Annotated in this window: 19 protein-coding genes; 2 read left to right on the top strand and 17 right to left on the bottom strand. The window is 69.6% G+C overall.

The genetic code is table 11. From position 1 onward, the window contains the following. Positions 1–211: 211 nt before the first annotated feature. Together OHS82_RS41655 and OHS82_RS41650 are read right to left on the bottom strand one after the other, a co-directional pair. Entirely contained in the window at positions 212–580 is a 369-nt protein-coding gene (locus tag OHS82_RS41655; protein ID WP_328435853.1) for an MmcQ/YjbR family DNA-binding protein, read from the bottom strand. Continuing rightward, on the bottom strand, positions 577–972 hold the full coding sequence (locus tag OHS82_RS41650) for an MmcQ/YjbR family DNA-binding protein (protein WP_057577305.1): 396 nt from the start codon (positions 970–972) through the stop codon (positions 577–579). Before OHS82_RS41650 ends, OHS82_RS41655 begins: the two co-directional genes overlap by 4 nt. Positions 973–1731: 759 nt before the next feature. Here OHS82_RS41650 and OHS82_RS41645 point away from each other — a divergent pair. Further along, positions 1732–2085, top strand: a complete 354-nt coding sequence (locus OHS82_RS41645; RefSeq protein WP_057577304.1) for a cupin domain-containing protein — start codon at positions 1732–1734, stop codon at positions 2083–2085. A 95-nt stretch (positions 2086–2180) separates the two neighbouring features. On the opposite strand, the gene OHS82_RS41640 is transcribed toward OHS82_RS41645, so the two are convergent. The 8 genes from OHS82_RS41640 to solA all read right to left on the bottom strand — a co-directional run bounded on the left by OHS82_RS41640 (position 2181) and on the right by solA (position 10947). Continuing rightward, positions 2181–3164, bottom strand: coding sequence for a D-2-hydroxyacid dehydrogenase (locus OHS82_RS41640; protein WP_057577303.1), 984 nt, complete (start codon positions 3162–3164; stop codon positions 2181–2183). Between the two features lies 1 nt (position 3165). Further along, positions 3166–4617, bottom strand: a complete 1452-nt coding sequence (locus tag OHS82_RS41635) for an NAD-dependent succinate-semialdehyde dehydrogenase (RefSeq protein ID WP_057577302.1) — start codon at positions 4615–4617, stop codon at positions 3166–3168. 41 nt (positions 4618–4658) lie between these two features. Beyond that, positions 4659–5939: an NAD(P)/FAD-dependent oxidoreductase gene (locus OHS82_RS41630; RefSeq protein WP_328435848.1), complete on the bottom strand. Its 1281-nt coding sequence runs from the start codon at positions 5937–5939 to the stop codon at positions 4659–4661. A gap of 207 nt (positions 5940–6146) precedes the next feature. Continuing rightward, positions 6147–6914 (bottom strand): amino acid ABC transporter ATP-binding protein, encoded by a 768-nt coding sequence (locus tag OHS82_RS41625; RefSeq protein ID WP_057577300.1) that lies wholly within the window; start codon positions 6912–6914, stop codon positions 6147–6149. After that, a complete protein-coding gene (locus OHS82_RS41620) occupies positions 6911–7867 on the bottom strand; it encodes an amino acid ABC transporter permease (protein WP_328435845.1) in 957 nt (318 codons plus the stop codon). The genes OHS82_RS41625 and OHS82_RS41620 overlap by 4 nt, the downstream gene beginning before the upstream one ends. Positions 7868–7874: 7 nt before the next feature. After that, complete coding sequence (locus tag OHS82_RS41615) at positions 7875–8831, bottom strand: ABC transporter substrate-binding protein (RefSeq protein WP_328435844.1); 957 nt, start codon at positions 8829–8831, stop codon at positions 7875–7877. Positions 8832–9014: 183 nt separating this feature from the next. Next, positions 9015–9695 carry a haloacid dehalogenase type II gene (locus OHS82_RS41610; protein WP_057577297.1) on the bottom strand — a complete coding sequence of 227 codons (681 nt, stop codon included), beginning with the start codon at positions 9693–9695 and terminating at the stop codon, positions 9015–9017. Between the two features lie 115 nt (positions 9696–9810). Beyond that, entirely contained in the window at positions 9811–10947 is a 1137-nt protein-coding gene (gene solA / locus OHS82_RS41605; protein WP_057577296.1) for an N-methyl-L-tryptophan oxidase, read from the bottom strand. A 279-nt stretch (positions 10948–11226) separates the two neighbouring features. Between solA and OHS82_RS41600 the strand changes: the two genes are divergently transcribed. Further along, positions 11227–12828, top strand: coding sequence for a PucR family transcriptional regulator (locus OHS82_RS41600; protein WP_328435843.1), 1602 nt, complete (start codon positions 11227–11229; stop codon positions 12826–12828). 283 nt (positions 12829–13111) lie between these two features. Here the strand turns inward: OHS82_RS41600 and OHS82_RS41595 are convergent, their stop codons facing one another. From OHS82_RS41595 to OHS82_RS41565, 7 genes are all read right to left on the bottom strand, one after another. Then, positions 13112–14170: a tartrate dehydrogenase gene (locus OHS82_RS41595; protein ID WP_328435842.1), complete on the bottom strand. Its 1059-nt coding sequence runs from the start codon at positions 14168–14170 to the stop codon at positions 13112–13114. A 73-nt stretch (positions 14171–14243) separates the two neighbouring features. Further along, positions 14244–15128, bottom strand: coding sequence for a LysR family transcriptional regulator (locus OHS82_RS41590; RefSeq protein WP_057577293.1), 885 nt, complete (start codon positions 15126–15128; stop codon positions 14244–14246). Positions 15129–15353: 225 nt separating this feature from the next. Next, the gene (gene arfA, locus OHS82_RS41585; RefSeq protein WP_328435839.1) at positions 15354–16853 is read right to left on the bottom strand and encodes an arabinosylfuranosidase ArfA; all 1500 of its coding nucleotides are present in this window, start codon (positions 16851–16853) and stop codon (positions 15354–15356) included. A 46-nt stretch (positions 16854–16899) separates the two neighbouring features. Next, the gene (locus tag OHS82_RS41580; RefSeq protein WP_328435837.1) at positions 16900–17778 is read right to left on the bottom strand and encodes a carbohydrate ABC transporter permease; all 879 of its coding nucleotides are present in this window, start codon (positions 17776–17778) and stop codon (positions 16900–16902) included. Beyond that, on the bottom strand, positions 17775–18752 hold the full coding sequence (locus OHS82_RS41575; RefSeq protein WP_328435835.1) for a carbohydrate ABC transporter permease: 978 nt from the start codon (positions 18750–18752) through the stop codon (positions 17775–17777). Before OHS82_RS41575 ends, OHS82_RS41580 begins: the two co-directional genes overlap by 4 nt. Before the next feature lie 96 nt (positions 18753–18848). Then, positions 18849–20159, bottom strand: a complete 1311-nt coding sequence (locus tag OHS82_RS41570; protein WP_328435833.1) for an ABC transporter substrate-binding protein — start codon at positions 20157–20159, stop codon at positions 18849–18851. A gap of 67 nt (positions 20160–20226) precedes the next feature. Beyond that, positions 20227–23193: a glycoside hydrolase family 2 TIM barrel-domain containing protein gene (locus OHS82_RS41565; protein WP_328435831.1), complete on the bottom strand. Its 2967-nt coding sequence runs from the start codon at positions 23191–23193 to the stop codon at positions 20227–20229. Between the last annotated feature and the right edge of the window lie 42 nt (positions 23194–23235).

Here is a 23235-nt window from a genome sequence, read left to right as displayed (position 1 = left end):
TGGTCCTGCCCGACGACCTCTTTCAGCCGGGTGGGGCGCAGGCGGTCAGCGAGGGGCCCGGGCGGGCTCCTCGCCCAAGAGCGGGAGAGTCGCTTCGGTCGGTTCCATCGGTCTCGCGGGTGGTGGGAGGCGGGCGTCTGCGGATGTGACGAGCCTTGCACGGGACACTGACAGGCGTCGGCTCAGCCGCTCGCGGGGAAGCTCGCGGCGCTCATCGGGCACCGGGGCGGTCGCTTCGCGGCAGCCGCTCGGTGACCAGGTCGTAGGAATCCTCGACCGCGTCGGTGACCAGTCGATCGGTGATGCCGGGTCCCGGTCCCAGGGAGATCCAGTGGCGTTTGTCGAGGTAGCGGCCCGGTGTGATCGAGGCGTGGTCGTGCACGTACGTGCGGGCGTGTTCGGGTTCGCACTTGACCGTGATGATCTGCTCGTCCGGGTCGTCGGTGACGATCAGGAACACCTTCCCAGCGACCTTGTACACGTCGAGTCCGGGGGTGAAGGGGTATCCGTGGCTGACGTCGGGGAGGGCAAGGGCCGCCTGGCGAGCGGTGTCCTGGAGCCGGTCACCGGCCGCGCTCACCCGGCCGCCACCGTGCCGGTGCCGTAGGTGTGCGGGTCGACGGGCCGCTCGGCCTTGGGCAGGTGGGCGACGACGAGCCGGTAGGAGTCGGTGACGAGTTCCTCGACCAGCTTCTCGTCGACGCCTTCCCCGCCCTCCACGGTGATCCAGTGCCTCTTGTTCATGTGGTATCCGGGGGTGATGCGGCTGTACTGCCCGCGCAGGGCGTGGGCCTCGCCGGGGTCCGCCTTGAGGATCAGGACGGGACGCCCCGGGACCTCGGTCATCAGCATGAACACCTTGCCGCGCACCTTGAAGACCTCCCAGTCGGGGCCGAAGGGATGCTCCAGCGCTGCTCCGGGCAGTCCCTCGGCGCAGTCGGCGGCGGTCTTGTGCAGGTCCGTTCCGTTCAAGGGGCGGTGCCTTCCTCGAGAGGGGTCGCGGCGGCACATCCCATCCTTCCCTCGAACTCGGCAAGAACGGCGGTCGGCTGCGGACACGTGATGGTCGAGAGGCGACACTCCAGCCAGGCCCGCACCCCCGGTGCCGTCGGAGCCTTGGGAGCGGTGGCGGTCATGGCGTGTCCTTCCGACGCGGTTCGGATGCTCCGCGCGGTGTGTCGACGGCTGGTCGCTCGTGGTGCCGCTGTCCCATCGTTCCCTGGGATCCAACAAATCGCCCGGCGGACAATGGGGCTGGAACAACACCACAGGCGCGGCGAGTCGGGTGTGAGCGACGATCAGGGACCAAGTCCAACGGTCCGCCGCCTCGGAGTGGTCCAGCCCGGTTGACGGAACGGCCCCCGACTGACGGAACGGCGGTGGGACCGCCTTATGGGGCCGCCCTACAAGGCACATCGGGATCGGGTCTTGGACGTCCGTGCCGCTGGAAGCGCGTGTCGTTCGAGGGGGTCCGCGGTTACTTCGCCGCCCGGGGCGACCGACGCGCTCGTGGAGGTCGGACGTCCGCCTGACACAACGTCCGAACATGGTGCCCGCAGCGGACAGTTCACGCGTGGGCTCTGTGCGGCGCGTCGGAGAGACTCGATGGACCGGTGCCGTCGCACGCTCCACGCCGCCGGCGAAGGCCGGTTCCAGCATCATGCCCGGCCTGTGACGCCTGGTGCGCCCGCTCCCGGTTCTCGTCGTTGTCACATCCACTGAAGGAAAAGCATGTCTCTCCTGAAGACCATCGATCCCGCCCCCTCCTCCGCGCCCCAGGAGTCCGGCCCGCTGCCGGAACGTCTGATTTCCGGCAACCCTGCCTACAAGACCTGGGCTCAGGACGCCGCCCGTGGGGAGACGATCAAGACGGGCGTCTGGGAAGCCACGCCCGGTGAGACTCGCTCGATCAAGGGCGAGCTCTTCGAGTTCTGCCACATCCTTTCCGGCGTCATCGAAATCACGCCGGAAGGCGGCCAGCCGGTGATCTACAAAGCAGGGGACAGCTTTGTCATGAAGCCGGGCTTCGTCGGGGTCTGGAAGACCGTCGAAACCGTGCGCAAGATCTACCTGACCGTTTCGTAGACCCAGATCGGCGATGCAGGGCGCGGCGAAAAAAGTGCGCAGCGTGTGGCCCCGGCCGGTAGGAGTTACCGGCCGGGGCCACACGCTGCGCACCTTCAGGCGCGGTGCGTGTCGTCGACCACGTATCCGCGCCGCGTGTCCACCACGTTGCGCAGTGGCCGGCCCTCGAGGTGGCGTGCGAAGTTGTCGAGGAACACCTCGATGAGAGCCTCCCGCTCGCTGGTGGTCTCACCCGCCGTGTGCGGGGAGATCATCACCCCGGGCATGTTCCACAGAGGTGATTCGGCCGGCAGCGGCTCCCGGGCGAACACGTCCAGGGCCGCTCCGGCGAGCCGTCCGGCGGCGAGGTGGTCGACCAGCGCCTCCTCGTCGACGAGTCCGCCCCGGCCTACGTTGATCAGCCGTGCCCCCGGCTTCATGGCCGCCAGCACGGGGGCGTCGACCATTCCTCGGGTGCCCTGCGTAAGAGGAGCGGCCAGGACGACGTAGTCCGCTTCTGTCAGGGCCGAGCGCAGGGTCGCGGCGCCGTGGACCGTACCGAAGTCGGGATCGTCCGTGCGGGACGTGCGGCCGGCACCGCTCACCCGCATCCCGACGGCGCGCAACAGCCGGGCGATGGCCCGGCCGATCGGCCCCGTCCCCCAGACCAGCACGGTGCGTCCGGTGATGTCGTCACTGGGGCGTGGGCGCCACTCGCGGCGCCGCTGGTGCTCCCATGTGCCGGGGAAGTCCTTGGCGAGGGCGAGGATCAGGCCCAGGACGTACTCGGCGGTCGGCTGCTCGTAGACCCCGCGGGCGTTGGTCAGGACAACGTGCGGATCGTCCACCAGGGCGGGGAACAGGAAGGAGTCCACTCCCGCGGAGGACGCGTGCACCCAGCGGGGCGCCTTGTGCGGATCATCGGGCCATGCCTCCCGGATGGCCGGGGTGATGTTCACCCAGGCCAGGAGGACGTCGGCGCCGGGGAGGAGGTAGGGCAGTTCCTCCTCGGTGGCGTAGACGGTGTCGGCGAGGCTTTCGATGTGCGCCGTGGCGGGGGGCCGGTTTCCCCGGTACAGGACGACGAGTCGCTCACGCATGTCAGGCTCCGACGGGGACGGCCAGGTACTTGTACTCCAGGAACTCGTCGATGCCGACGCGGCCGCCTTCACGACCCAGTCCGGACTGTTTGACGCCGCCGAAAGGCGCGGCGGGGTTGGAGACCAGTCCGGTGTTGATGCCGATCATGCCGCTTTCGAGACGTTCGGCGACCCGCAGGGCACGGTCGAGATTCTGGGTGAACAGGTAGGCGGCCAGGCCGAACTCGGTGTCGTTGGCGGCGGCGACCGCCTCGTCCTCGGTGTCGAAGGTGCGGATCGCGGCCACCGGGCCGAAGATCTCGGAGTCGATGATCGCGGAGTCCGGGGCGATACCGGTGAGGACGGTCGGCGGGTAGAAACAGCCAGGCCCTTCCGGGAGTTCACCGCCGGTCAGGACGGTGGCACCGCGCTTGACGGCGTCCCGCACCAGGTCGTGTGCCTTGCTGCGGCCGACGACGTCGATGAGGGGGCCGACATCGGTGCCGGGTTCGGTGCCGGGCCCGACGGTGAGGGCGGCCATGCGGGAGGCGAGGCGGGAGGCGAACTCCTCGGCCACGGAGGAATGGACGAAGATGCGGTTGGCCGCGCAGCAGGACTCGCCCATGTTGCGCATCTTGGCGACCATGGTGCCCTCGACGGCCACGTCGAGATCCGCGTCGTCGAAGACGACGAGCGGGGCGTTGCCGCCCAGTTCCATGGAGGTGCGGATGACAGTGTCGGCGCACTGGGCCAGCAGGATCCGGCCGACCTGGGTGGAGCCGGTGAACGACAGCTTGCGGATCTGCCCGCCGCGCAGCAGGGGTTCGACGACGCCGGCGGCGTCGGAGGTGGTGACGACGTTCAGCACACCGGCCGGCAGACCCGCTTCGGTGAGGATCTGAGCCAGGGCGAGGCTGGTCAGGGGGGTCTGGGGGGCGGGTTTGAGGACGATGGTGCAGCCGGCGGCGATGGCGGGGCCGATCTTGCGGGTGCCCATGGCCAGGGGAAAGTTCCAGGGGGTGATGAGCAGACAGGGTCCGACGGGCTGACGGGTGACCAGCAGACGGTTCCTGCCGTCGGGAGCAGTCATCATGCCGCCGTCGATACGGACGGCTTCCTCGGAGAACCAGCGGAAGAACTCCGCGCCGTAGGCGACCTCGGCACGCGCCTCGGCCAGGGGTTTGCCCATCTCCAAGGTCATCAGCAGCGCGAGGTCCTCGGTGCGCGCGACGATGATGTCGTAGGCGCGGCGCAGGATCTCGCTGCGCACGCGCGGCGGGGTGGCGGCCCAGGCGGCCTGCGCGGCGACCGCGGCCTCGAGGGCACGGCTGCCGTCGCGGGGTGAGGCGTCGGCGACCCGGCACAGTTCCTCGCCTGTGGCGGGGTTGTCGACGGACAGGATCCGGCCGGACTCGGCGTCCTGCCAATCGCCGCCGATGAACAGCTGCTTGGGAACATCACGGACGACAGTCATCGTGGGTGTCTCCTTGTAGGTGTAGAGAGGCTGCCGACCGGTCAGCGAATGCGGTCGAGCGTCTTGTAATAGGCGCCCGCGAAGGGCAGGAACCAGGCGGTGCCGTTGTAGAGGGGGATACGGGGCGGGGCGATGTCGCGGACGGGGCTGACCTCGGGGTGGCCGTCCATCACCTCGGCCATGACCTGCCCCATGTGGGTGGCCATCTGCACGCCGTGGCCGGCGTATCCCATGGAGTAGTAGACGCCGTCCTCGGTCTGCCCGGCGTGCACGATGCGGTCCATGGCGAAGCCGACGGAGCCGCCCCACACGTACTCGATCCTGGTCCGGGAGAGCTGGGGGAAGATCCCGCACATCTCGCGGAACAGGACGGCCCCGCTCTTCTTGTCCGAGGTGGGGTCGGACGGTGCGAAGCGGGCGCGGCCGCCGAACAGGAGCCGGTTGTCCGGGGTGAGCCGGAAGTAGTGGCAGACCTTGTTGGAGTCGACGATGAGGCGTGCCTTGGGGATGATGTCCCGGGCGAGTTCCTCGCCGAGCGGCTCGGTGACGATGATGAAGCTGCCCACGCAGACCTGCTGGCGGCGCAGCCACGGGAAGTTCTTGTCGGTGTAGGCGTCGGTGGCCGTCATGACCTGCCCGGCACGGATCACACCGCGCTCGGTATCGACCTCGAACCGTCCGGCGGCGGTACGCCGTACGCCGATGGCAGCGTTGCGCTCGTGGATCTCCACACCGGCGCGCTCGCACGCCTCGGCCATACCCCGCACGAAGCGGCCGACGTGCAGGGCGGCGCTGAACGGGTCGAGGAGGCCGCCGTGGTAGGCGTCGGAGCCGATCTCGGAACGCAGCTCGGCCTTGCCGATCAGAGTGGTCTCGTGGCCGAAGTACTTGGCCAGGTCGCGCTGTTGAGCCTTCTTGCTCTCGAAGTGGGCAGGGCGGGACGCGACGCCCAGACGTCCGACGCGGCGGAACTGGCAGTCGATGGACTCCTCGCTCACGAGCCGCTCGACGGTGTCCACGGCCTCGCCGTAGGAGTTGTAGATCTCGCGGGCCCGTTCGAGTCCGTACCGGCGGACGGCCTGGCCCACGCCGATGGTGAAGCCCAGGTTGGCCATGCCACCGTTGCGGGCGGAGGCGCCGGAGCCGATCTGGCCCTTCTCGACGAGGGTGACGCGGGCGCCCTTGCGGGCGGAGTGCAGGGCGGTGGAAAGACCCGTCAGGCCGGCGCCGATGACCACCAGGTCGGTGTCCTCGGTCAGCGGCTTGCCGGATCGGTCGGGAAACGACCCGGCGGTGTCTATCCAGTAGGGAATCGTCTTCATCTCGGGTCCTCTGCGGGGGATCTCGTAGTGAGGGGCGGCCGGGCACCACCAAGGGCCCGGCCGACGACGCTGACAGCGCTGTGACGGTCGGATCGGAGTCGAACTGAAGGGCGTTGAGGACCGGGACCGGCAGGGTGCGGAAGCAAAGTCAGCCGCCGTCTTCACCAGACCCGCTGCCGGAGCCGCTTCCGCGAGTGCGGGCCGCTTCTACAGCACCCTTTCGAGGAAGGCCTGCGTTCGCTTTTCGCGTGGGTTGGCCAGCACTTCGCGTGCGTCGCCGCGTTCGACCGCGACGCCTTCGTCCATGAAGAGGATCTCGTCGGCGACCTCGCGGGCGAAGCCCATCTCGTGGGTGACGAGCAGCATGGTCATTCCGTTGCCGGCGAGGTCGCGCATGACGGCGAGTACTTCGCCCACGCGTTCGGGGTCCAGCGCGCTGGTGGGTTCGTCGAACAGCATGATGGTGGGCTCCATCGCCAGCGCGCGGGCGATGGCCACGCGCTGCTGCTGACCGCCGGAGAGCTGGGCGGGGTACTTGTGGCCGCACCCCTCCAGGCCGACCCTGGCCAGCAGTTCTCGTGCCTGCTGCCGGCAGGCGGCGCGGTTCTTCTTCTGCACCAGCACCGGTCCGGCCATGACGTTGCTCTCGGCGGTCATGTTCGGGAACAGGTTGAACTGCTGGAACACCATGCCGATGCGGGCGCGCTGTTCGGCCAGCCGTTTGGGGCGGACGGCGTGGTAGGCGTCGTCCTTCTCGACGTAGCCGAAGTCCTCTCCGTTGACCTTGAGGACTCCGCGGTCGACGGTCTCCAGCCCGTTGATGCACCGAAGGAGGGTGGATTTGCCCGATCCGCTCGGTCCGATGATGCAGGAGATCTCCCCGGCCGCGACGGTCAGGTCGATGTCACGCAGGACCTGGTGACGTCCGAAGCTCTTGCACAGCTTGCGTGCGACGATCGTTCCGTCCGGGTTCACAGCAGGGACTCCCTCGTGGTGGGAACGGGCTGACCGGCCCCGGTCTCGGCCGCGGTGGCGGCCGGGGTCAGCCGTGCCCGGGTGGAGCGGGAGAAGCGGCGCTCGATCATGGACTGCGGCACGCTCAGCACCAGCGTCATGATCAGGTACCAGAGGCTGGCCACGATCAGCAGCGGGATCGTCTGGTAGTTGCGGGCGTAGATCGCCTGGGCGCTCTGCAGCAGGTCGGCGACGCCGAGCACGCTCACCAGCGAGGTCTCCTTGAGCATGCCGATCACCTGGTTGCCGGTGGCCGGGATGATCGCCGGCATGGTCTGCGGGATGATCACGTGGCGGAGCTTGGTGAACCCCGACATGCCCAGGGACTCCGCGGCCTCGTGCTGTCCGCGGCTGACCGACGCGAACCCGCCGCGGATGATCTCGGACATGTAGGCGGCCTGGTTGAGCGTCAGCCCCACGATGGCCGCGGTCATCGGCGTCATGATCGCGTTCACGTTCACCGGCGTGGAGACGTCGGTGAACGGGATGCCTATCGAGAGATTCGGGTACAGCGCCGCGATGTTGAACCAGAAGACCAGCTGCACGAGCACCGGGGTGCCGCGGAAGAAGGCGATGTAGAGCTGGGCCAGCCCGGAGACGGGCCGCTGGCGCGACATGCGCATCACCGCCAGCACCAGCCCCAGCAGCGTGCCCAGACCCATGCTCGCCGCGGTCAGGAGCAGCGTGACCAGCAGGCCGTCGAGGATGGTCTGCGTGGTGAAGTAGCTGAACACCACGGGCCAGCGGTAGTTCTCGTTCGTCACCGCGGTCCACACCAGACCGGCGACGATCGCGATGGCCACGGCCCAGGCGACGTAGTCGCGCGGACGTTTCGGCGTGATCCGCTTCTTCTCTTCGGCCCGTAGTTGGGGCACCGGTCCGCTCCTGGTCGTCGTGGTCTCGATCACGTCCATCGGCGTCTCAGTCCTGCGGGACGGCCGCGGCCGCGGTCTTGATCCCTAGGTCCTGGAGTCCCCAGCGGCCCAGCGCCTGGGCGTACTTGGGGCTGTCGATGATCGACTGGAGGGCGGCCTTCACCGCGGGGGTCAGCGGGGAGTCCTTCTTCAGGGCGACGGTCACGGGCTTGGTGGTCACCAGGGGCTTGAGGACGTCGAACGTCTTGGGCTGCTGCGCGGCCGCCCACTCGAGCGCGATGAAGTCGTACATCACGGCGTCGATCCGCTTGGAGACCAGCTGGGTGAGTGCGTCGTTCACGCTGGGCAGGGTCACGGCCTTGATGGCCGGCTTGCCCTTGCTCGTACAGTCCTGTTCGGACAGCTGGGGCAGCCACTGCAGCTCCTGGGTGCTGCCGGAGGTGACACCGACGTGGTGCCCGCACAGCGTGTGGGTGCCCAGTTTCTGCGGGTTGCCGTAGGGGACGGACACTCCGGTCCCGGCCTTGAAGTAGTCGACCATGTCGAGCGCCTTCAGCCGGTCCGTCGTGGCGCCCATGGTGGAGACGGTGAAGTCGTACCGGTTGGCCTGCAGGCCGGTGATGATGGTGTCGAACTTGACGTTGTTGATCTGGAGCTTCAGGCCGAGTTCGGCGGCGACCAGCCGGGCCACGTCCGGGTTGAATCCGATCGGGGTCTTGTTGTCCGACGCCATGAACGTGGTGGGCGGGTACGACAGGTCCATGGCCACCGAGAGCGTGCCCTTGGCCTTCACCGCCGCGGGCAGCAGCTTCACCGCGTTCTGGTCGGGCTTCACACCGACCGAGATGTCGTCGGTGTGCTCGGCGGACGGGCCGGATCCTCCGCCCTGTGCCGTGCTCTTCGCCCCCACGTTCTGCCCGGCGGCGCCCGCCCCGCACGCGGCGAGCGCGAGGGCCAGGGCGGTCGTGACGATCGGGATGCTCAACTGCCTGTTGACATGCATGGCGGCAGCCACAGCGCCTGAGGTGCGACATACGGTTCTGCGGCCTGTCCGGTTGATTTCCATGGCGGTGCCTCCTGAGGAACGCGGGGATACGGGGAGCCTGTGATGCGAGGGATACGGGGAGCCTGTGATGCGGGGGACGATGCGTGGATCGGGCGGGGGGTGGGACGTCGTCGTAGCGCGTCAGATGCCCAGCATCTGGTTGAGCTCGTCGAGGGACTTGACGGTCACGTAGTCGTAGCCGTGGGTGACCGGGTCGTAGCCGCGGTCCAGGAGGACGAGGTTGCGGAAACCCAAGTCGTGCATCGGCATCAGGTCGTAGCGGGTGTGCGAGGAGACGTGCACGAAGTCCTCGGGGGAGGCGTCGAGCTGGTCGAGCATGTACTCGAACGCCGCGTAGCGGGGCTTGTAGTAGCCGGCCTGCTCCGCGGTGAAGACCGCGTGGAAGTCCGCGCCGAGCCGGGGCACGCTCTCCGCGAGGAAGGAGTCCTCGGCGTTGGAGAGGATCACCAGCTTGTAGTGCTCGCCCATCTTCTTCAGCGGTTCCGGCACATCCGCGTGCGGGCCCCAGCTGCGCACGCCGTCGGCCAACCGCTTGCCGGCGTCCGGGGCGGCCTTGACGCCCCACTTGCGGCAGACCGCCTCGAAGGCGTCCTGCAGCGTCTGCTCGTAGGGACGGAACGCGTCGAGGATCGAGTCGTAGCGGTAGCCGCGGAACTCCTTGACGAACCGGTCCCAGTGCTCGGCCGGGATCTGGTCACCGACGAGTTCACGGGTGATGGGGGTCATCGGCCACTCGATCAACGTGCCGTAACAGTCGAACGACACGTACTTCGGGCGGAACTGGAACGAGGGGATGGGCATGGAAGTACTCCAGTCTCTTGTGCGTCGGTAACCGGTCATGGCCGGCAGGACTTTTTGACATGCGCACGACAGATCGGTCGGAGCGCAGGGCGCTGCCGTGGACGATCGCCGGGGATCAGGCGGCGCCGACTCCCGCCGGAGCGAGGAAGGCGACGGGGTGCCGGGTGGTGCCGTCCAGCGCCAGGTCTGCCGCGATCTCTCCCATCGCGGGCGAGATCTTGAAGCCGCTGCCGGAGAAGCCGGCCATGACGATGATGTCGTCCTCGCCGGGGAGATGACCGACGAGCGGGTTTCCGGACTGCGTGTAGCCCTCCATGTAGGCCGACATCCTGATGGGGTCGGGGTTCAGGTCGGGCATGAGTTCATCGATGAGCTCGCGGAAGGTGCCGAGTTCCTCGGGGCGGACGGTACGGTCGAGCCGTTCGGGCTCGGGCACCGGCGCGTGGTACTTGAAGGAGAGACCGAGCTTGACGGAGATGCCGTCGGGCGACGGGATTCCGAAGCAGTCGTGCGGTACGGCGCGCACGAACGGAGGAGCACCGCCCGCGAACCAGTCGTGGCGGGTGGGCAGGTGCCAGGAGCAGACCACCCGGCGGACGTCGACGGCTTGGGGAAGGTCCGGGAGCAGGGTGTTGATCCAGGGGCCCACGGTCACCACGGCGACGTCCACATGGTCCGTGCCCTGGTCGGTGACGACCCGCACCCCGCCGCCCGCCGCGGGGACGAGCTCGCGCACCGTGGTGTAGCGGTGCAGTCGGGCGCCCAGCTGCTCGGCACGGCCGGCGGCGGCCTGGATGGACGCCTCCGGCCTGATGACGGCGCCCAACCGGTCCAGGACGGCGATGTGTCCGTCCGGGAGCCGGTGCTGCGGGTAGCGGCGGGCAAGTTCCTCCCTCTCCAGGACCTCGTGATCCAGTCCCTGGGCGGTGCTGGTGGAGAGGAGGAGGCTCATGGAGGGTGAGGAGGCCTCCCCCATCACCAGGCTGCCGCTGCCGCGTCGCAGCGACCGGCCCGTCTCCGCCTGCAGTTGCTCCCACATCCGGTCCGCCAGCCGCAGCAGAGGAATGTACGCGGGCTCCCCGAGGTGGACGGCTCGGTAGATGCGGCTCTCGCCCCCGGCCGCGCCGCGGTCGTGACCCGGTGCGTACCGGTCGTAGCCGATGACCTCGGCTCCGCGGGCGGCCAGTCGCCACATGGCCTGGCTGCCCATGCTGCCGGCACCGATCACGGCGACGCGCTTCGGGATGCGCATGAGGTCGCTCCTCTCGATGGTGTGGTCTGGGTGGCAGTCGGGCCCCAGCACGCTGCGGATACCGTGCGGACCTTTTGCAGTTCGGATCCTGCCGGGGATGGCGTTCACTTTCCGCCCGGCGGAACCTGCAGGTCAACCCACACTGTGTTCCGGCTTGGGGCCTTCTCGAGACGGTCTGTCACGGCGGACGACCGGACTGCCCGAATGACAGGCCGCCTCTTGTCACGATGAGTGGCCGGTGCCATGGTGAGCCGGATTCCCTCAGAAGAAAGACCCCCTATGCCACCCAGACACACCGCAACCGGGCACTTCCCCACCCTCAGGGAGGTACTGCTCCTGCCCGTGCTCGCCGAAGGGATGCCGCGCGTGCTGGCCGGGGAGTCACGGCTGGACAGCCCGGTGCGCTGGGTGCACGTCACCGAGCTCCTCAACCCCGCAGACTTCCTGGAGGGCGGCGAGCTGGTACTGACGACCGGCATGCCGCATCCCGAGGACCCCTCCGAGCTGCGCGGCTACGTCGACCAGCTCGCGGACGTCGGCGCGGCCGGCCTGGTCGTGGAGCTCGGTTACCGGTACCAGAAGGTGCCCCACGAGCTGGTGGCGGCGTGCCGCGCTCGTGACGTACCGCTGGTCGAGCTGGCCCGTGGCGTCCGGTTCATCGACGTCACGCAGACGGTGCACGCGCTCATCCTCGACGCCCAGGGATCCCTGCTGCGCCGCGGGAGGGACATCCAGGACATCTTCACCGCCCTGACGCTGCGGGGCGCGGACCCCGAGGAACTGGTGCACACCACCGCGGAGCTCACCGGAACCCCCGTGGTGCTGGAGGACCTCACCCACCGGGTCCTCATGTGCGAGCTGCTCGGCCGGCCGTACGAACCGGTGGTCTCGGCCTGGTCGCGGCGCTCACGAGCCACACCGACACCGGAGACGATCACGCCGAGCGGCCCGGAGGGGTGGCTGATCGCACCGGTGCAGGACCACCACGGGCCGTGGGGGCGGCTGGTCCTGCTGGAGGGCCGGCTCAACGCAGAGCCCGACCCCGAACACATCCTCGTGCTGGAAAGCGCGGCGGTCGCGCTGACCATGGCGCGCCTTGCGGGGCAGGCCTGGTGGGAGCGCCGGGCCCACCGCTCCGTGCTGCGAGACCTGTACGAACGGCGTTTCCGCTCCTCCGCCGACGCGCGTGCCCGCACCGAGGCACTGGGGCTGCCGACCTCCGGACACCGGCTCTTCGCCGTGGTCATCCGCCACCCGTGCTCCAGCACCGAGGACGAGCACGTCGACGAACGGATCGCGAAGGCGCTGACGCACACGGGCGTGCGCGCCCTGGTCGGCGAGACGGCCCCGGGCCGGATCGGCGTCCTCATGGCACTGGCACAGGCGAGCGCCTGGCAGCCGGTCGCCGAGCGGATCGGCCGGCTGACCCGGGAAGAACTCGGACCGCGGGCGGTCGTCGCCGTCGGCCCCGGCGTGACCGACCTCGGCGGGATCGCCCGGTCCTGGCAGGAGGCGGAGCAGACCGCCGAGGCCATCACCGCGGCCTCCCCGGAACGGTGGTTCTACGTACCCGCCGACGTCCAGCTGCCGGACCTGCTGGGCGTCCTGCGCGCGGACACGCGCCTTCAGCGGTACGCGGAACGGCAACTGACCCGCCTCATAGAGCACGACGACCGCAACAACGGCGACCTGCTCCCGGCGCTGCGCGCGTATCTCGCGGCGGCCGGGAACAAGTCGGTCGCGGCGAAACACGTCGGCATGTCGCGGCAGGCGTACTACCAGCGCCTGCACACCATCGAACGGCTCCTCGGCTGCGACCTGGAATCAGGTCTGCAGCGCACGTCCCTGCACGTCGCGGTGCTGGTCCTGGACGCGGGCTAGGCGCCTGCGGGGGCGGCGAGGGCAGGTACGCACACCCGGCGCCGCTCTGAAGAGCGTCGACGACGGTCCGGCCCCGTGGTGGGGGCCCGACTGGAGCAGGCGGGCCCCCACCACGGGGCCGGGCAGTCGGCATCGTCGATACCGCAGAGCGCCCCGCACCGTTCGAACGACCCCTGCCACGGGTGCCGGTAGGGCGCAGATCGGAAAGAGGCGCAGCGCGCCGGAGTGGCCCGGCGAGCGGCGGGTGGCGTCGTCACCGCCGCCCACCGCGGAAGCAGACGGCTCAGAGCAACTCGATCAGCTTGTCGGTGAACTCGGCGGTGGTCGCGGTTCCGCCCAGGTCACGGGTGCGGGTATCGCTCTTGGCCAGGACCGACGCGATCGCGTCCGTGATGTCCCCGGCCGCGGCGTGATGGCCGAGGTGGTCGAGCATCAGGGCCGCGGACCAGATCGCGCCCAGCGGGTTGGCGATACCCCGGCCCGCGATGTCGGGCGCGGAACCGTGCACCGGCTCGAACATCGAGGGGAAGTCGCGCTCGGGGTTGAGGTTGGCCGACGGGGCGATGCCGATGGATCCGGCGACCGCGGACGCGAGGTCGCTCAGGATGTCGCCGAAGAGGTTGGAGGCGACGACGACGTCGAAGCGGGCGGGGTCGAGGACGAACTTGGCCGCCAGCGCGTCGATGTGCTCCTGGTCCCAGGTCACGCCGGGGTGCCCGGCGGCCCGCTCCGCGATCAGCTCGTCCCAGAACGGCATGGTGTGGATGATGCCGTTGGACTTGGTGGCGGAAGTGAGCTTCCCCCGGCGGCGAGCGGCGAGCGAGAAAGCGAAGTCGGCGATCCGGGTGACCCCGGCCCGCGTGAACACCGATTCCTGGACGGCCAGCTCCTCGGACGTGCCCTGGTTCAGACGTCCGCCGATCTCGCTGTACTCGCCTTCGGTGTTCTCCCGCACGACGACGAGGTCGACGTCGCCCGGACGTGCGCCGCGCACCGGACTGTCGATACCTTCGAAGACACGGATGGGTCGGAGGTTGACGTACTGGCGGAAGCTGCGCCGGATCGGGATCAGCAGCCCCCACAGCGAGACATGGTCCGGCACTCCCGGGTAGCCGACGGCGCCCAGCAGGATCGCGTCCTTGTCGCGCAGCTGGTCGATCCCGTCGGCGGGCATCATGGCGCCCTCCCGCAGGTACCGCTCGCACGACCAGTCGTACGACGTGTAGGACAGGCTGAAGCCGTGGCGGCGGCCGAGAACATCGAGCACCTGCTGTGCTGGGGGCAGTACCTCGGCGCCGATGCCGTCACCGGGGATCAGGGCAATGCGGTGGTTCGTCGTCATGCCGTCGATTGCAGCAAGGCGGTCCGCTGGACGTCCAAGACGCAAAGCGGATATCCCTTATAAGCGGTGCCTATCAGCCGTCGGCGGCCGAGACGGCGGCCGTGACGAACGCGGCGGCTGCCGGCGACAGGCTGCCGCGGCGGCTGACGAGAGCGATGTCCAGGCTGGTCTCCGGCTCGATGTCCAGGACGCGGGCGCCCAGCCGCCGGGCGAGGTCCCGCCAGGAATCCATGACCACCGCGAGCCCGACCCCGGCCAGCACCAGCGGCATGAGCGACACGCGGTGCTCGGTCTCGGCGGCGACGGTGAACTCGATGCCCTGTTCCCGCAGCGCGTCGACGTAGGCGCGCATCCCGGTACCCGGCTGCCCGACGATCAGCCGCTGTCCCGCGAGCTCCCGGCACTCCACCGTCGTCCGATCAGCGAACGGGCCGCCGGCCGGCACCATCAGCACAAAGCGCTGCCGCCCCAGCGCATGGGAGACGACCTCCTTGTCGAAGAACGGGCCGACGGACGCCAAAAGCCCCAGTTCCACGGCACCCGTGCGCACCATGTCGATCACGTCACGCGAGGTGAACGCCGCTTTGATGGCCACGGAGACGCCGGGATACCGGTGGCTGAAGGCACTCACCAAACTCGTCAGCGGCTCCACCGCCTGCGACGGCACGGATGCCACGTCGAGGCGCCCCTCACGCAGCTCATGCACCGCCGCGACACTCGCCCGCGCCGTCTCCAGACTCCGCACAGCCTCCCGGGCGGGCTCGATCAGGGCCCGTCCGGCCTCCGTCAGCACGGCCCTGCGCCCGATGCGATGGAACAGCTCGGAGCCCAGATCACGCTCCAGCGCCCGCACGGCCTGCGACAGCGACGGCTGCGACACGTACAGAGCCGAGGCCGCACGGTTGAACCCACCACGGTCGACAATCGCGAGGAAGTACTCCAGCTGCCGAATGTCCATACCCGCCCTCTGCCCCTGGAAGGAATCAACCGACGACTCGATCGGTCCCGACCATGGCGGCCTCGAGGATCACCTGATCCTTCCCGGACGAGGCCTGTTCGTCGTCCGAGGCGTTCCGGCAGGCGCGCCGGGAGATCCCGGTCCGGATTCTGTCGACCATCCCGTCGACGGCCTGCCGGTTCCTCTTCGAAGGCGGACCCGGACGACGTCGTGCGGCTGCGGTGCTCAGCCTAGCGCGACGGCACTCCATGACACCGGTGGCAGTTCGACGGTGAGCACGCCGTCGGTGAGTTTCGCGGTCGTGTTCGGGGCCGGGGTCACGCGGTTCTGCTCCGTGAGCGTGTTCTTGGCGTACACGTCGGGGTCGGCGAGCGTGGCCGCCTCGGTGACGTGCGTCGAGCCGAGGCTGCGGACGTCGATCGTGACCTGTGCGGGCTCGTGCAGGTCACGGTTGACGAGGAAGACCGCGGCCCGGTCCTCGTCGGCGGTGGCGACCGCGTCGATGACGGATGCCTCACCGTGGCGTGCGGTGTCGTACACCGGCGCCTGGATCAGGGTCCTGATCACCTCGCCGGTAGCGAGCCGGCTCGTGATCGAGAACGGGTGGAAGGTCGTCTGCCGCCAGGCGGGGCCGCCGGGTTCGGTCATGATCGGCGCGATCACATTGACCAGTTGCGCGAGCGAGGCCGAGGTGACGCGGTCGCTGTGCTTGAGCAGCGTCATCAGCAGGTTGCCGACGACGACGGCGTCCGCCACCGAGTAGACGTCCTCCAGCTGCCGGGGGGCGTGCCGCCACTCGCCGTTGACCTCGTCGGACGCCTGGTGCTCCCTTTGGTACCAGACGTTCCACTCGTCGAACGAGATGTTGATCTTCTTTTTGGAGCGTTTCTTGTAGCCCACGTGGTCAGCGGTCGCGACGACGGTGTCGATGAAGTAGTCCATGTCGGTCGCCGAGGCGAGGAAGGAGCCGAGGTCGCCGTCGTGCTCCTGGTAGTAGGCGTGGCAGGAGACGTCGTCGACGTGGTCGTAGGTGTGCTCGAGCACCGTGCGCTCCCAGTCGCCGAAGGTCGGCATCCCGGAGTTGGAGGAGCCGCAGACCACGAGTTCGAGGTCCTCGTCGGCCATCTTCATCGCGGCGGCGGTGCGGGCGGCGAGCTTGCCGTAGTCGTCGGCCGTCATGAAGCCGGTCTGCCAAGGGCCGTCCATCTCGTTGCCGAGGCACCACATGCGCACGTCGTGCGGCTTCGGCGTGCCGTTGGCGATCCGCGCATCCGACAGCGCCGTACCGGACGGGTGGTTGGCGTACTCGAGCAGGTCCAGGGCGGGCTGGATGCCCCGCGTGCCGAGGTTCACCGCGAGCATCAGCTCGGAGTCGGTGAGCTTGAACCAGCGGGCGAACTCGTCCAGGCCGACCTGGTTCGACTCCAGCGAGTGCCAGGCGAGGTCGCGGCGCACCGGGCGCTTGTCGCGCGGGCCGACCGCGTCCTCCCAGCGGAAGCCGGAGACGAAGTTGCCGCCCGGGTAGCGCACGGTCGTGCTGCCGAGCTCCTTGACGAGCGCGACGACGTCCATACGGAACCCTTCGTCGTTCGCGCTCGGGTGTTGCGGCTCGTAGAGCCCGGTGTACACGCAGCGGCCGAGGTGTTCGACGAACGAGCCGAAGGTGCGGCGCCGGACGGGAGCGATGACGGTCCGCCGGTCGAGCTCGATGTGGGCGCGGGGCAATGCGGAGGTCCTTTGCAGTTCAGGAGGGGGTGGGGCAGCGAACGCGCTACTTGACGGCGCCTGCGGTCAGGCCCTTGCGCCAGAACCGCTGGAGGCTGATGAAGGCGACGAGGAGGGGAACCAGCGACAGGGCGGCGCCGGTGATCGACAGCAGCGGCGGCACGCCGTTGGCGAACTCCGAACGCCACTGCACCAGGCCCACCGTGACGGGCAGTCGTGAGGGGTTGTTGAGCATGAGCGAGGGCAGCAGGTAGTTGTTCCAGATGCCGACGAACTGGAACAGGAAGACGGTCACCAGCGCGGGGGCCATCAGCGGCAGGGCGATCCCGAAGAAGGTGCGCTGTTCGCCTGCTCCGTCGAGCCGTGCCGCCTCCAGCAGTTCGTCCGGGACGGACGCGGCGGCGAAGATCCGGCACAGGTAGACGCCGAACGGGCTGACACAGCTGGGCAGCAGCACCGACCAGTAGGAGTTGGTGAGGTCGAGCTTGGCCATGAGCAGGAACAACGGCAGGGCGAACATCGGCGCCGGAATGAGAACCGAGGCGAGGATGACGTTGAACACGCTTTCCCGGCCGCGGAAGCTGAACTTGGACAGCGCGTAGCCGGCCATCGCGGACAGCAGGGTGCTGACGGTCGCGCCGACGAGGCTGTACAGGGCGCTGTTGGCGAGCCAGGTGGAGAAGACGCCGCCCTCGAAGCTGAACACGGCTCTGATGTTGGCGACCAGGTCGAAATGGGAGAACCACAGCGGCGTACCGGTGTAGAGGTAGCCCGAGCCCTTGGTCGCGGAGACGAACAGCCACCACAGCGGGATCAGCGTGTACAGGGCCATCAGGCCCAGCACCCCGTTGACGGCGGCCCTGCTCGCGATCTCGGTGCCGCTGCGGGTCGGTCGGGTCGGCCGGCCGGCCCGGATCACGCTCATGCCATCGCTCCCTTGCGCTGGGTGTACTTGAGGAATCCGAACGAGAGCACGAGGGTGAGCAGCGCGAGCACGACGGACTCGGCGGCGGCCAGGTTCTGGTCGCCCAGGTCCATGGCCAGGGTCGTGTTCATGATCGGGGAGAACTTCGGCGAGACGCCGGGGACGCGCGAGCCGACCAGCACCGCCGGCTCGGTGTACAACTGCGCCGTCCCGATGATGGAGAAGACCGTGGTCAGCACCAGCGCGGGACGCACCAGCGGGACCTTCACCGCCCACGCCAGGCGCCATCCGGTGCAGCCGTCGAGCGCGGCGGCCTCCATCACCTCGGCGGGGATCGTCTGCAGCGCGGAGTAGAGGATCAGCATGTTGTAGCCGGTCCAGCCCCACGTGATCATGTTCCCGATCGAGATCGGCACCCACGACGGCGACAGGAGATCGATGTCGATCCCGAGGTGGGACAGCGGTCCGGTGAACGGCGACAGGCTCTTCGCCAGGAGGAAGGACCACATCACCGCGGCGATCGCACCCGGCAGCGCGTAGGGCAGGAAGAACGCGAGCCGGAAGGTCTTCCGCAGCCGTGCCGAGCGGGAGTCCAGCAGGAGCGCGAGCAGGAGGGCCAGGCCGAGCATGACCGGGACCTGGACGCAGCCCAGCAGCACGACCCGGATGATCGACGCGACGAAGTCGTGGTCGCCGAAGACGGTGGCGTAGTTGGACAGTCCCGCGAACTCCGTGGACTGCGCACCGCCGAACAGCCCGGCGCGGCGGACGGTGAAGAAGCTCTGGTAGATCGCGTAGCCGATCGGCGCGACCATCATGGTCAGGAAGAGCGCCGCGAACGGCGCCAGGAAACCCGACGCGGTCAACGCGGTACGGCGGCGGGCGCGCCGAGGCCTGCCGGCAGGGGGGACGCGGAGGGTGACCGCGGGCGGCCGGAGCGGCGGCGCGGTCCGGGCGCTGCTGGGACTGCTCATGGAAACCTCGCTGGGCGGTTCGTCAGGGAGCGGGGCCCGCGGCGCCGGGCAGGGGCGGCCGCGGGACCCTTCGGGGGCGGCTGGAGTCCCGCTGCCTCAGCGGTTGGTCACGGACAGTCCGAGCTGCTTGATCGCAGCGACCGTCGAGGCCTGGACCTTGGTGACCGCGTCCGGGATGGTGCCCTGGCCGATGGCTCCGGTGAAGTCCGTCTCGACCTGCTGATAGGTCGGCCCGTTGGTCCAGGTGGTGGGGACCTGCGCGGCGGAGGTCTTGTACAGGTCGCCGACCTTCTGTCCGCCGAAGAACGGGTCACCCCCCGTGAGCGCCGGGTCGTCCTGTCCGGCCTTCGACGCCGGGTAAAGGCCGCCCGCGATGCCCGTGCTCACGGCCTGCGGGTCGCTGGACAGGAACGCGGCGAACTGCTCGGCCTCGCGGGGCGTCTTGCATCCGGTCATCACCGAGGTGGCCGAGCCGCCGTTGCTGGAGCTCTTGCCGTCGCCGGCGCTCCAGGTCGGCATCGGGGCGACCCTCCACTTGCCGGACTGGCCCTTCAGGTCCGACTTCAGTCCGCCGGCGGCCCAGGACGCGTTGACGAACGTCAGCACCTTGCCGGCTTCGGCGGCCTTGTCGAACTGCGGGTCCCAGGCGTTGCCGGTCTTCGTCACCAGCCCCTTGTCCTTCATGTCCTGCCAGTAGGCGGCGACCTTCCGTGTGCCGGGGTTGTCGATGCCGACGGTCCAGCTGTCCCCCTGGGTCGAGTACCAGGACCGGCCGGTCTGCAGGCTGAAGGCCGCCAGATCGTTGCCGTCGCCGGGCGCGGTGCCGAACTTCACGCTCGGGTCGGCGGCGGCGACCTTCTCGGCGTCGGCCCTGTACTCGGCCCAGGTGGCCGGCGGCTCGGTGATGCCGTACTTGGTGAACAGGTCCGTGCGGTAGAAGAGGACCATCGGGCCGACGTCCACCGGGACGCCGTAGATCCTGCCGCCGACGCTGGACGCGGAGACGGCCGACGGGACGTACTTGGCCATGTCGGCGCTCGCGTACTTCGTGATGTCCATGACCGTGTTCTTCACGAGCATCGACGGGATGGTCTGGTACTCGATCTGGGCCAGGCACGGCCCCTTGCCGGCGGTGATCGCGTTGCTGATCTGGGCGTAGCCGCCCTTGCCGCCCGAGGGGACCTTCCTGAAGGTGACCTTGCCGTCCGGGTGGGAGGCGTTCCACTGGTCGACGATCTTCTCGTAGGGTGCCCAGCCCCAGAACTCCATGTTCACCGGCCCGGTCTGGCTCTTTTCCGCGTCGTCGGAGGTGCTCTTGGTGCTGCTGCATGCGCCGACGCCGGCCACGAGGAGCGCCGCGGTGGCGAACGTCAGGAGTCTGCGGGTGCGTATGGTGGTGATGTCCATGCGAGGAGACCTTCTGTGATGGGGGCTGACTTGCGGGACGGCCGGTGGGCGGGCGGGCAAGGCCCGCCTACCGGCTGGTGCCGAACTCCACGCCGAACGCGGTGGTGACCGCGGCCAGGACGTACGGTGCCGACAGGCCCGGGCCGCAGGCCGCGCTGCCCAGACCGTGGTGCGCGTGGTCCAGGTGCAGGTGGAGCCTGCCGTCGCGGACCAGGTCGTGCTGGTGGGCCGCGGCGGCCAGGGCTTCGGTGCTCCAGGGACGAACGGTCAGGTCGATGACCGGGTCGCCGGTGATGAGCAGGGTGCCGCGCGGGGTGGTGATCCCGGCGCGGCGGACCTGGTGGCGGTTGCCGTTCTCCTGCGGGCGGACCTGGGGGATCTGCATCGCAGCGACGGTCGACCGGTGGCGGCCAACGCGAGCGGCGGCGCGGGAGTCGCGGTACGCCTCACCGGGACCGGGGCCGAACCACTCGACTTCGGCGTCGGTGCCGGGCAGCGACATCGCGACGCCCAGTCGGGGCAGCGGCACCGACCAAGGGCCGTCGGGGGTGACGACGGTGTCCAGGCGGAGCCGGGGCTGGCCCGCTTGCGGTGTCTCGCAGGCCGTCCAGCGGTACACCACGGCGAGCCCGCAGGAGGACCCGGCGGCGGCCAGCCGGGCGGTGACCGTGAGTCCCGACGCGTCGGGCTCGACACCGAGGACGTCGTGGCGCATCCGGTGCAGTCCGGCGGCGGACCACGCGCTGGTCTGCGGCTCGCCGAAGGCGTTGAGCAGGTCGTTGTCGATCGGGGCCCGCCAGACGTCCAGTCTCGGACCGTCGAGCTCCAGGTCGCCGAGCCGTGTCAGCACCCCGGTGCGGGGGTCGAACCGCGCGGACCCCAGTGCGATGTACCCGTCGCGGGCGATCGCCGGCGCTGGCGTGAAGGGTACGGGCGAGGCCGCCGGAGCCACGGCCAGCCCCTGGGACCAGGCGATCTCGTGGCCGGCCCCGGCCCAGGTCTCCTCGGCGGCGAGCACCGCGGTCACGGTCAGCCACACCTCGTCGCCGGAGTCGTTCTTGCGGGCCGCATCGAGTGCGGCGGTGACGTCGGCGGGCCATGCGACGGTCGTCGTCGCGCCCGCAGCGGTCGCGGGCACGGTCAGGCCGCCGGAGCCCACCGGCTCGCCGCCGTCCTCGACGCTCCACCGGAAGTCCAGGTAGCCGCTGTCACGGACGTGGTGCAGGTTGTGCACGCCGATCCCCCGGGTCGCCGGGTCGATGTGGATCCGGACCGGCTCGATGACCTTCTTGTACTCGACCAGGCCCGGGGACGGTGTGCGGTCGGGGAAGAGCAGCCCGTCGGCGACGAAATTGCCGTCGTGGACCTCCTCGCCGAAGTCGCCGCCGTAGGCGTAGAACGAGCGGGGGTCCTCCTGCCCGGTGAGCCGGGCGATCCCGTGGTCGATCCACTCCCAGATGAATCCACCGGCCAGGCGCGGATGTGCCTCGATGACCTGCTGGTAGTCGGACAGCCCGCCGGGGCCGGTGCCCATGGCGTGTCCGTACTCGCACAGCACGGCCGGCAGGGCGCGGCGGTGTGCGTCGTCGGCCGGATCAGCCGTCGGCGCCTCCTGGCCGCGTCCCACGGCGGCCAGCTCGTCGATACCGATGTACATGCGGGAGTACAGGTCGACGTACGCGCAGCTCGCGAAGTCGCCCTCGTAGTGGATCGGGCGGCTGTCGTCGCGCCGGCGGATCCACTCGGCCGAGGCGGCCAGGTTGGCCCCGGTGCCGGACTCGTTCCCCAGCGACCAGACGATGACCGAGGGGTGGTTCTTGTCGCGTTCCACCAGCCGCTCGGCCCGGTCCAGGTAGGCCTCGCGCCACGCGGGGTCGTCGCTGGGGTTGCGCAGCCAGCCGCCGGGTTCGAAGCCGTGCGTCTCGAGGTCGCCCTCGCAGAACACCCACAGGCCGTGCTCGTCGCACAGGTCCAGGAAACGGTGGTCGGGCGGGTAGTGGCTGGTGCGCACCGCGTTGATGTTGTGCTGCTTCATGAGCAGCACGTCGGTCAGCATGGTGTCCTCGGTCAGGGTCCGCCCCGTCAGCGGATGCCATTCGTGGCGGTTGACGCCCCGCAGGGAGATCGGCCTGCCGTTCGCGGTCAGGACACCGTCCACGACGGCCACCGTGCGAAAGCCGATGCGCAGCGGTATCCGCTCCCCCGCTTCGGAGACCAGTTCTCCCGTGTACAGGCGCGGCTGTTCGTCCGACCAGGGCTCGACGCCGTCGATCAGGTGCGGGCCGGCCGGATCGGCGCCGGATATGCCGAGCTCGGGCACCGAAAGGGACACCCGGGTAGGGGCGGTGACGTCGACGGCCAGGGTGCCCTGCCTCGTCGTGTGGTCGTAGGCGGCGTGGACGAAGAAGTCCTCGACGCCTCGGGCGGCCACGGACACCGACCGGAAGATCCCGGACAGCCACCACATGTCCTGGTCTTCCAGGTAACTGCCGGACGACCACTGGTGCACGCGGACCGCGAGGAGGTTGCGGCCGGGCCGCAGAGCGGCGGAGGCGTCGAACTCGGTGGTCAGCCGGCTGCCCTTGCCGTCGCCGAGCCGGATGCCGTTGAGCCACACCGCGAACGCGGAGTCGACGCCCTCGAACCGGAGCACCGCGGCCGATGTCGGGAACCCGTCCGCAACGTCGAACTCGCGGCGGTACTCGCCGGTCGGGTTCTGCCTGGGCACCCGCGGCGGGTCGACCGGGAACGGGTACAGGATGTTGGTGTAGGCCGGGACGCCGTAGCGCGGCTCGCCGGGCAGGCCGGTCATCTGCCAGCAGGACGGCACGGCGAGCAGGTCCCAGGCGGTGTCGTCGAAGTCCGGCGCGGCGATGTCCCCGGTGAGGTCGTCCAGCCCTGACGCCAGTCGGAATCTCCAGTCGCCGTCGAGTGCGATCGTGGGCAGGTCGGTGGCGAACGCGGCGCGCGGCCGCAGCCGTCCGGTGCCCGGCGACCGGTCTTCGACGTAGGCGTGGAGGTCGAGGTCTCTCATCAGTGGAGGTGCTTTCTGTCTCAACGCGTGGCGGTGGCGGGA

The sequence above is a fragment of the Streptomyces sp. NBC_00425 genome (assembly GCF_036030735.1).
In the GTDB taxonomy this organism is placed as follows: domain Bacteria; phylum Actinomycetota; class Actinomycetes; order Streptomycetales; family Streptomycetaceae; genus Streptomyces.
The sequence above is the reverse complement of the archived record's forward strand: the minus strand, read 5'-3'. Positions and strand labels throughout refer to the sequence as shown.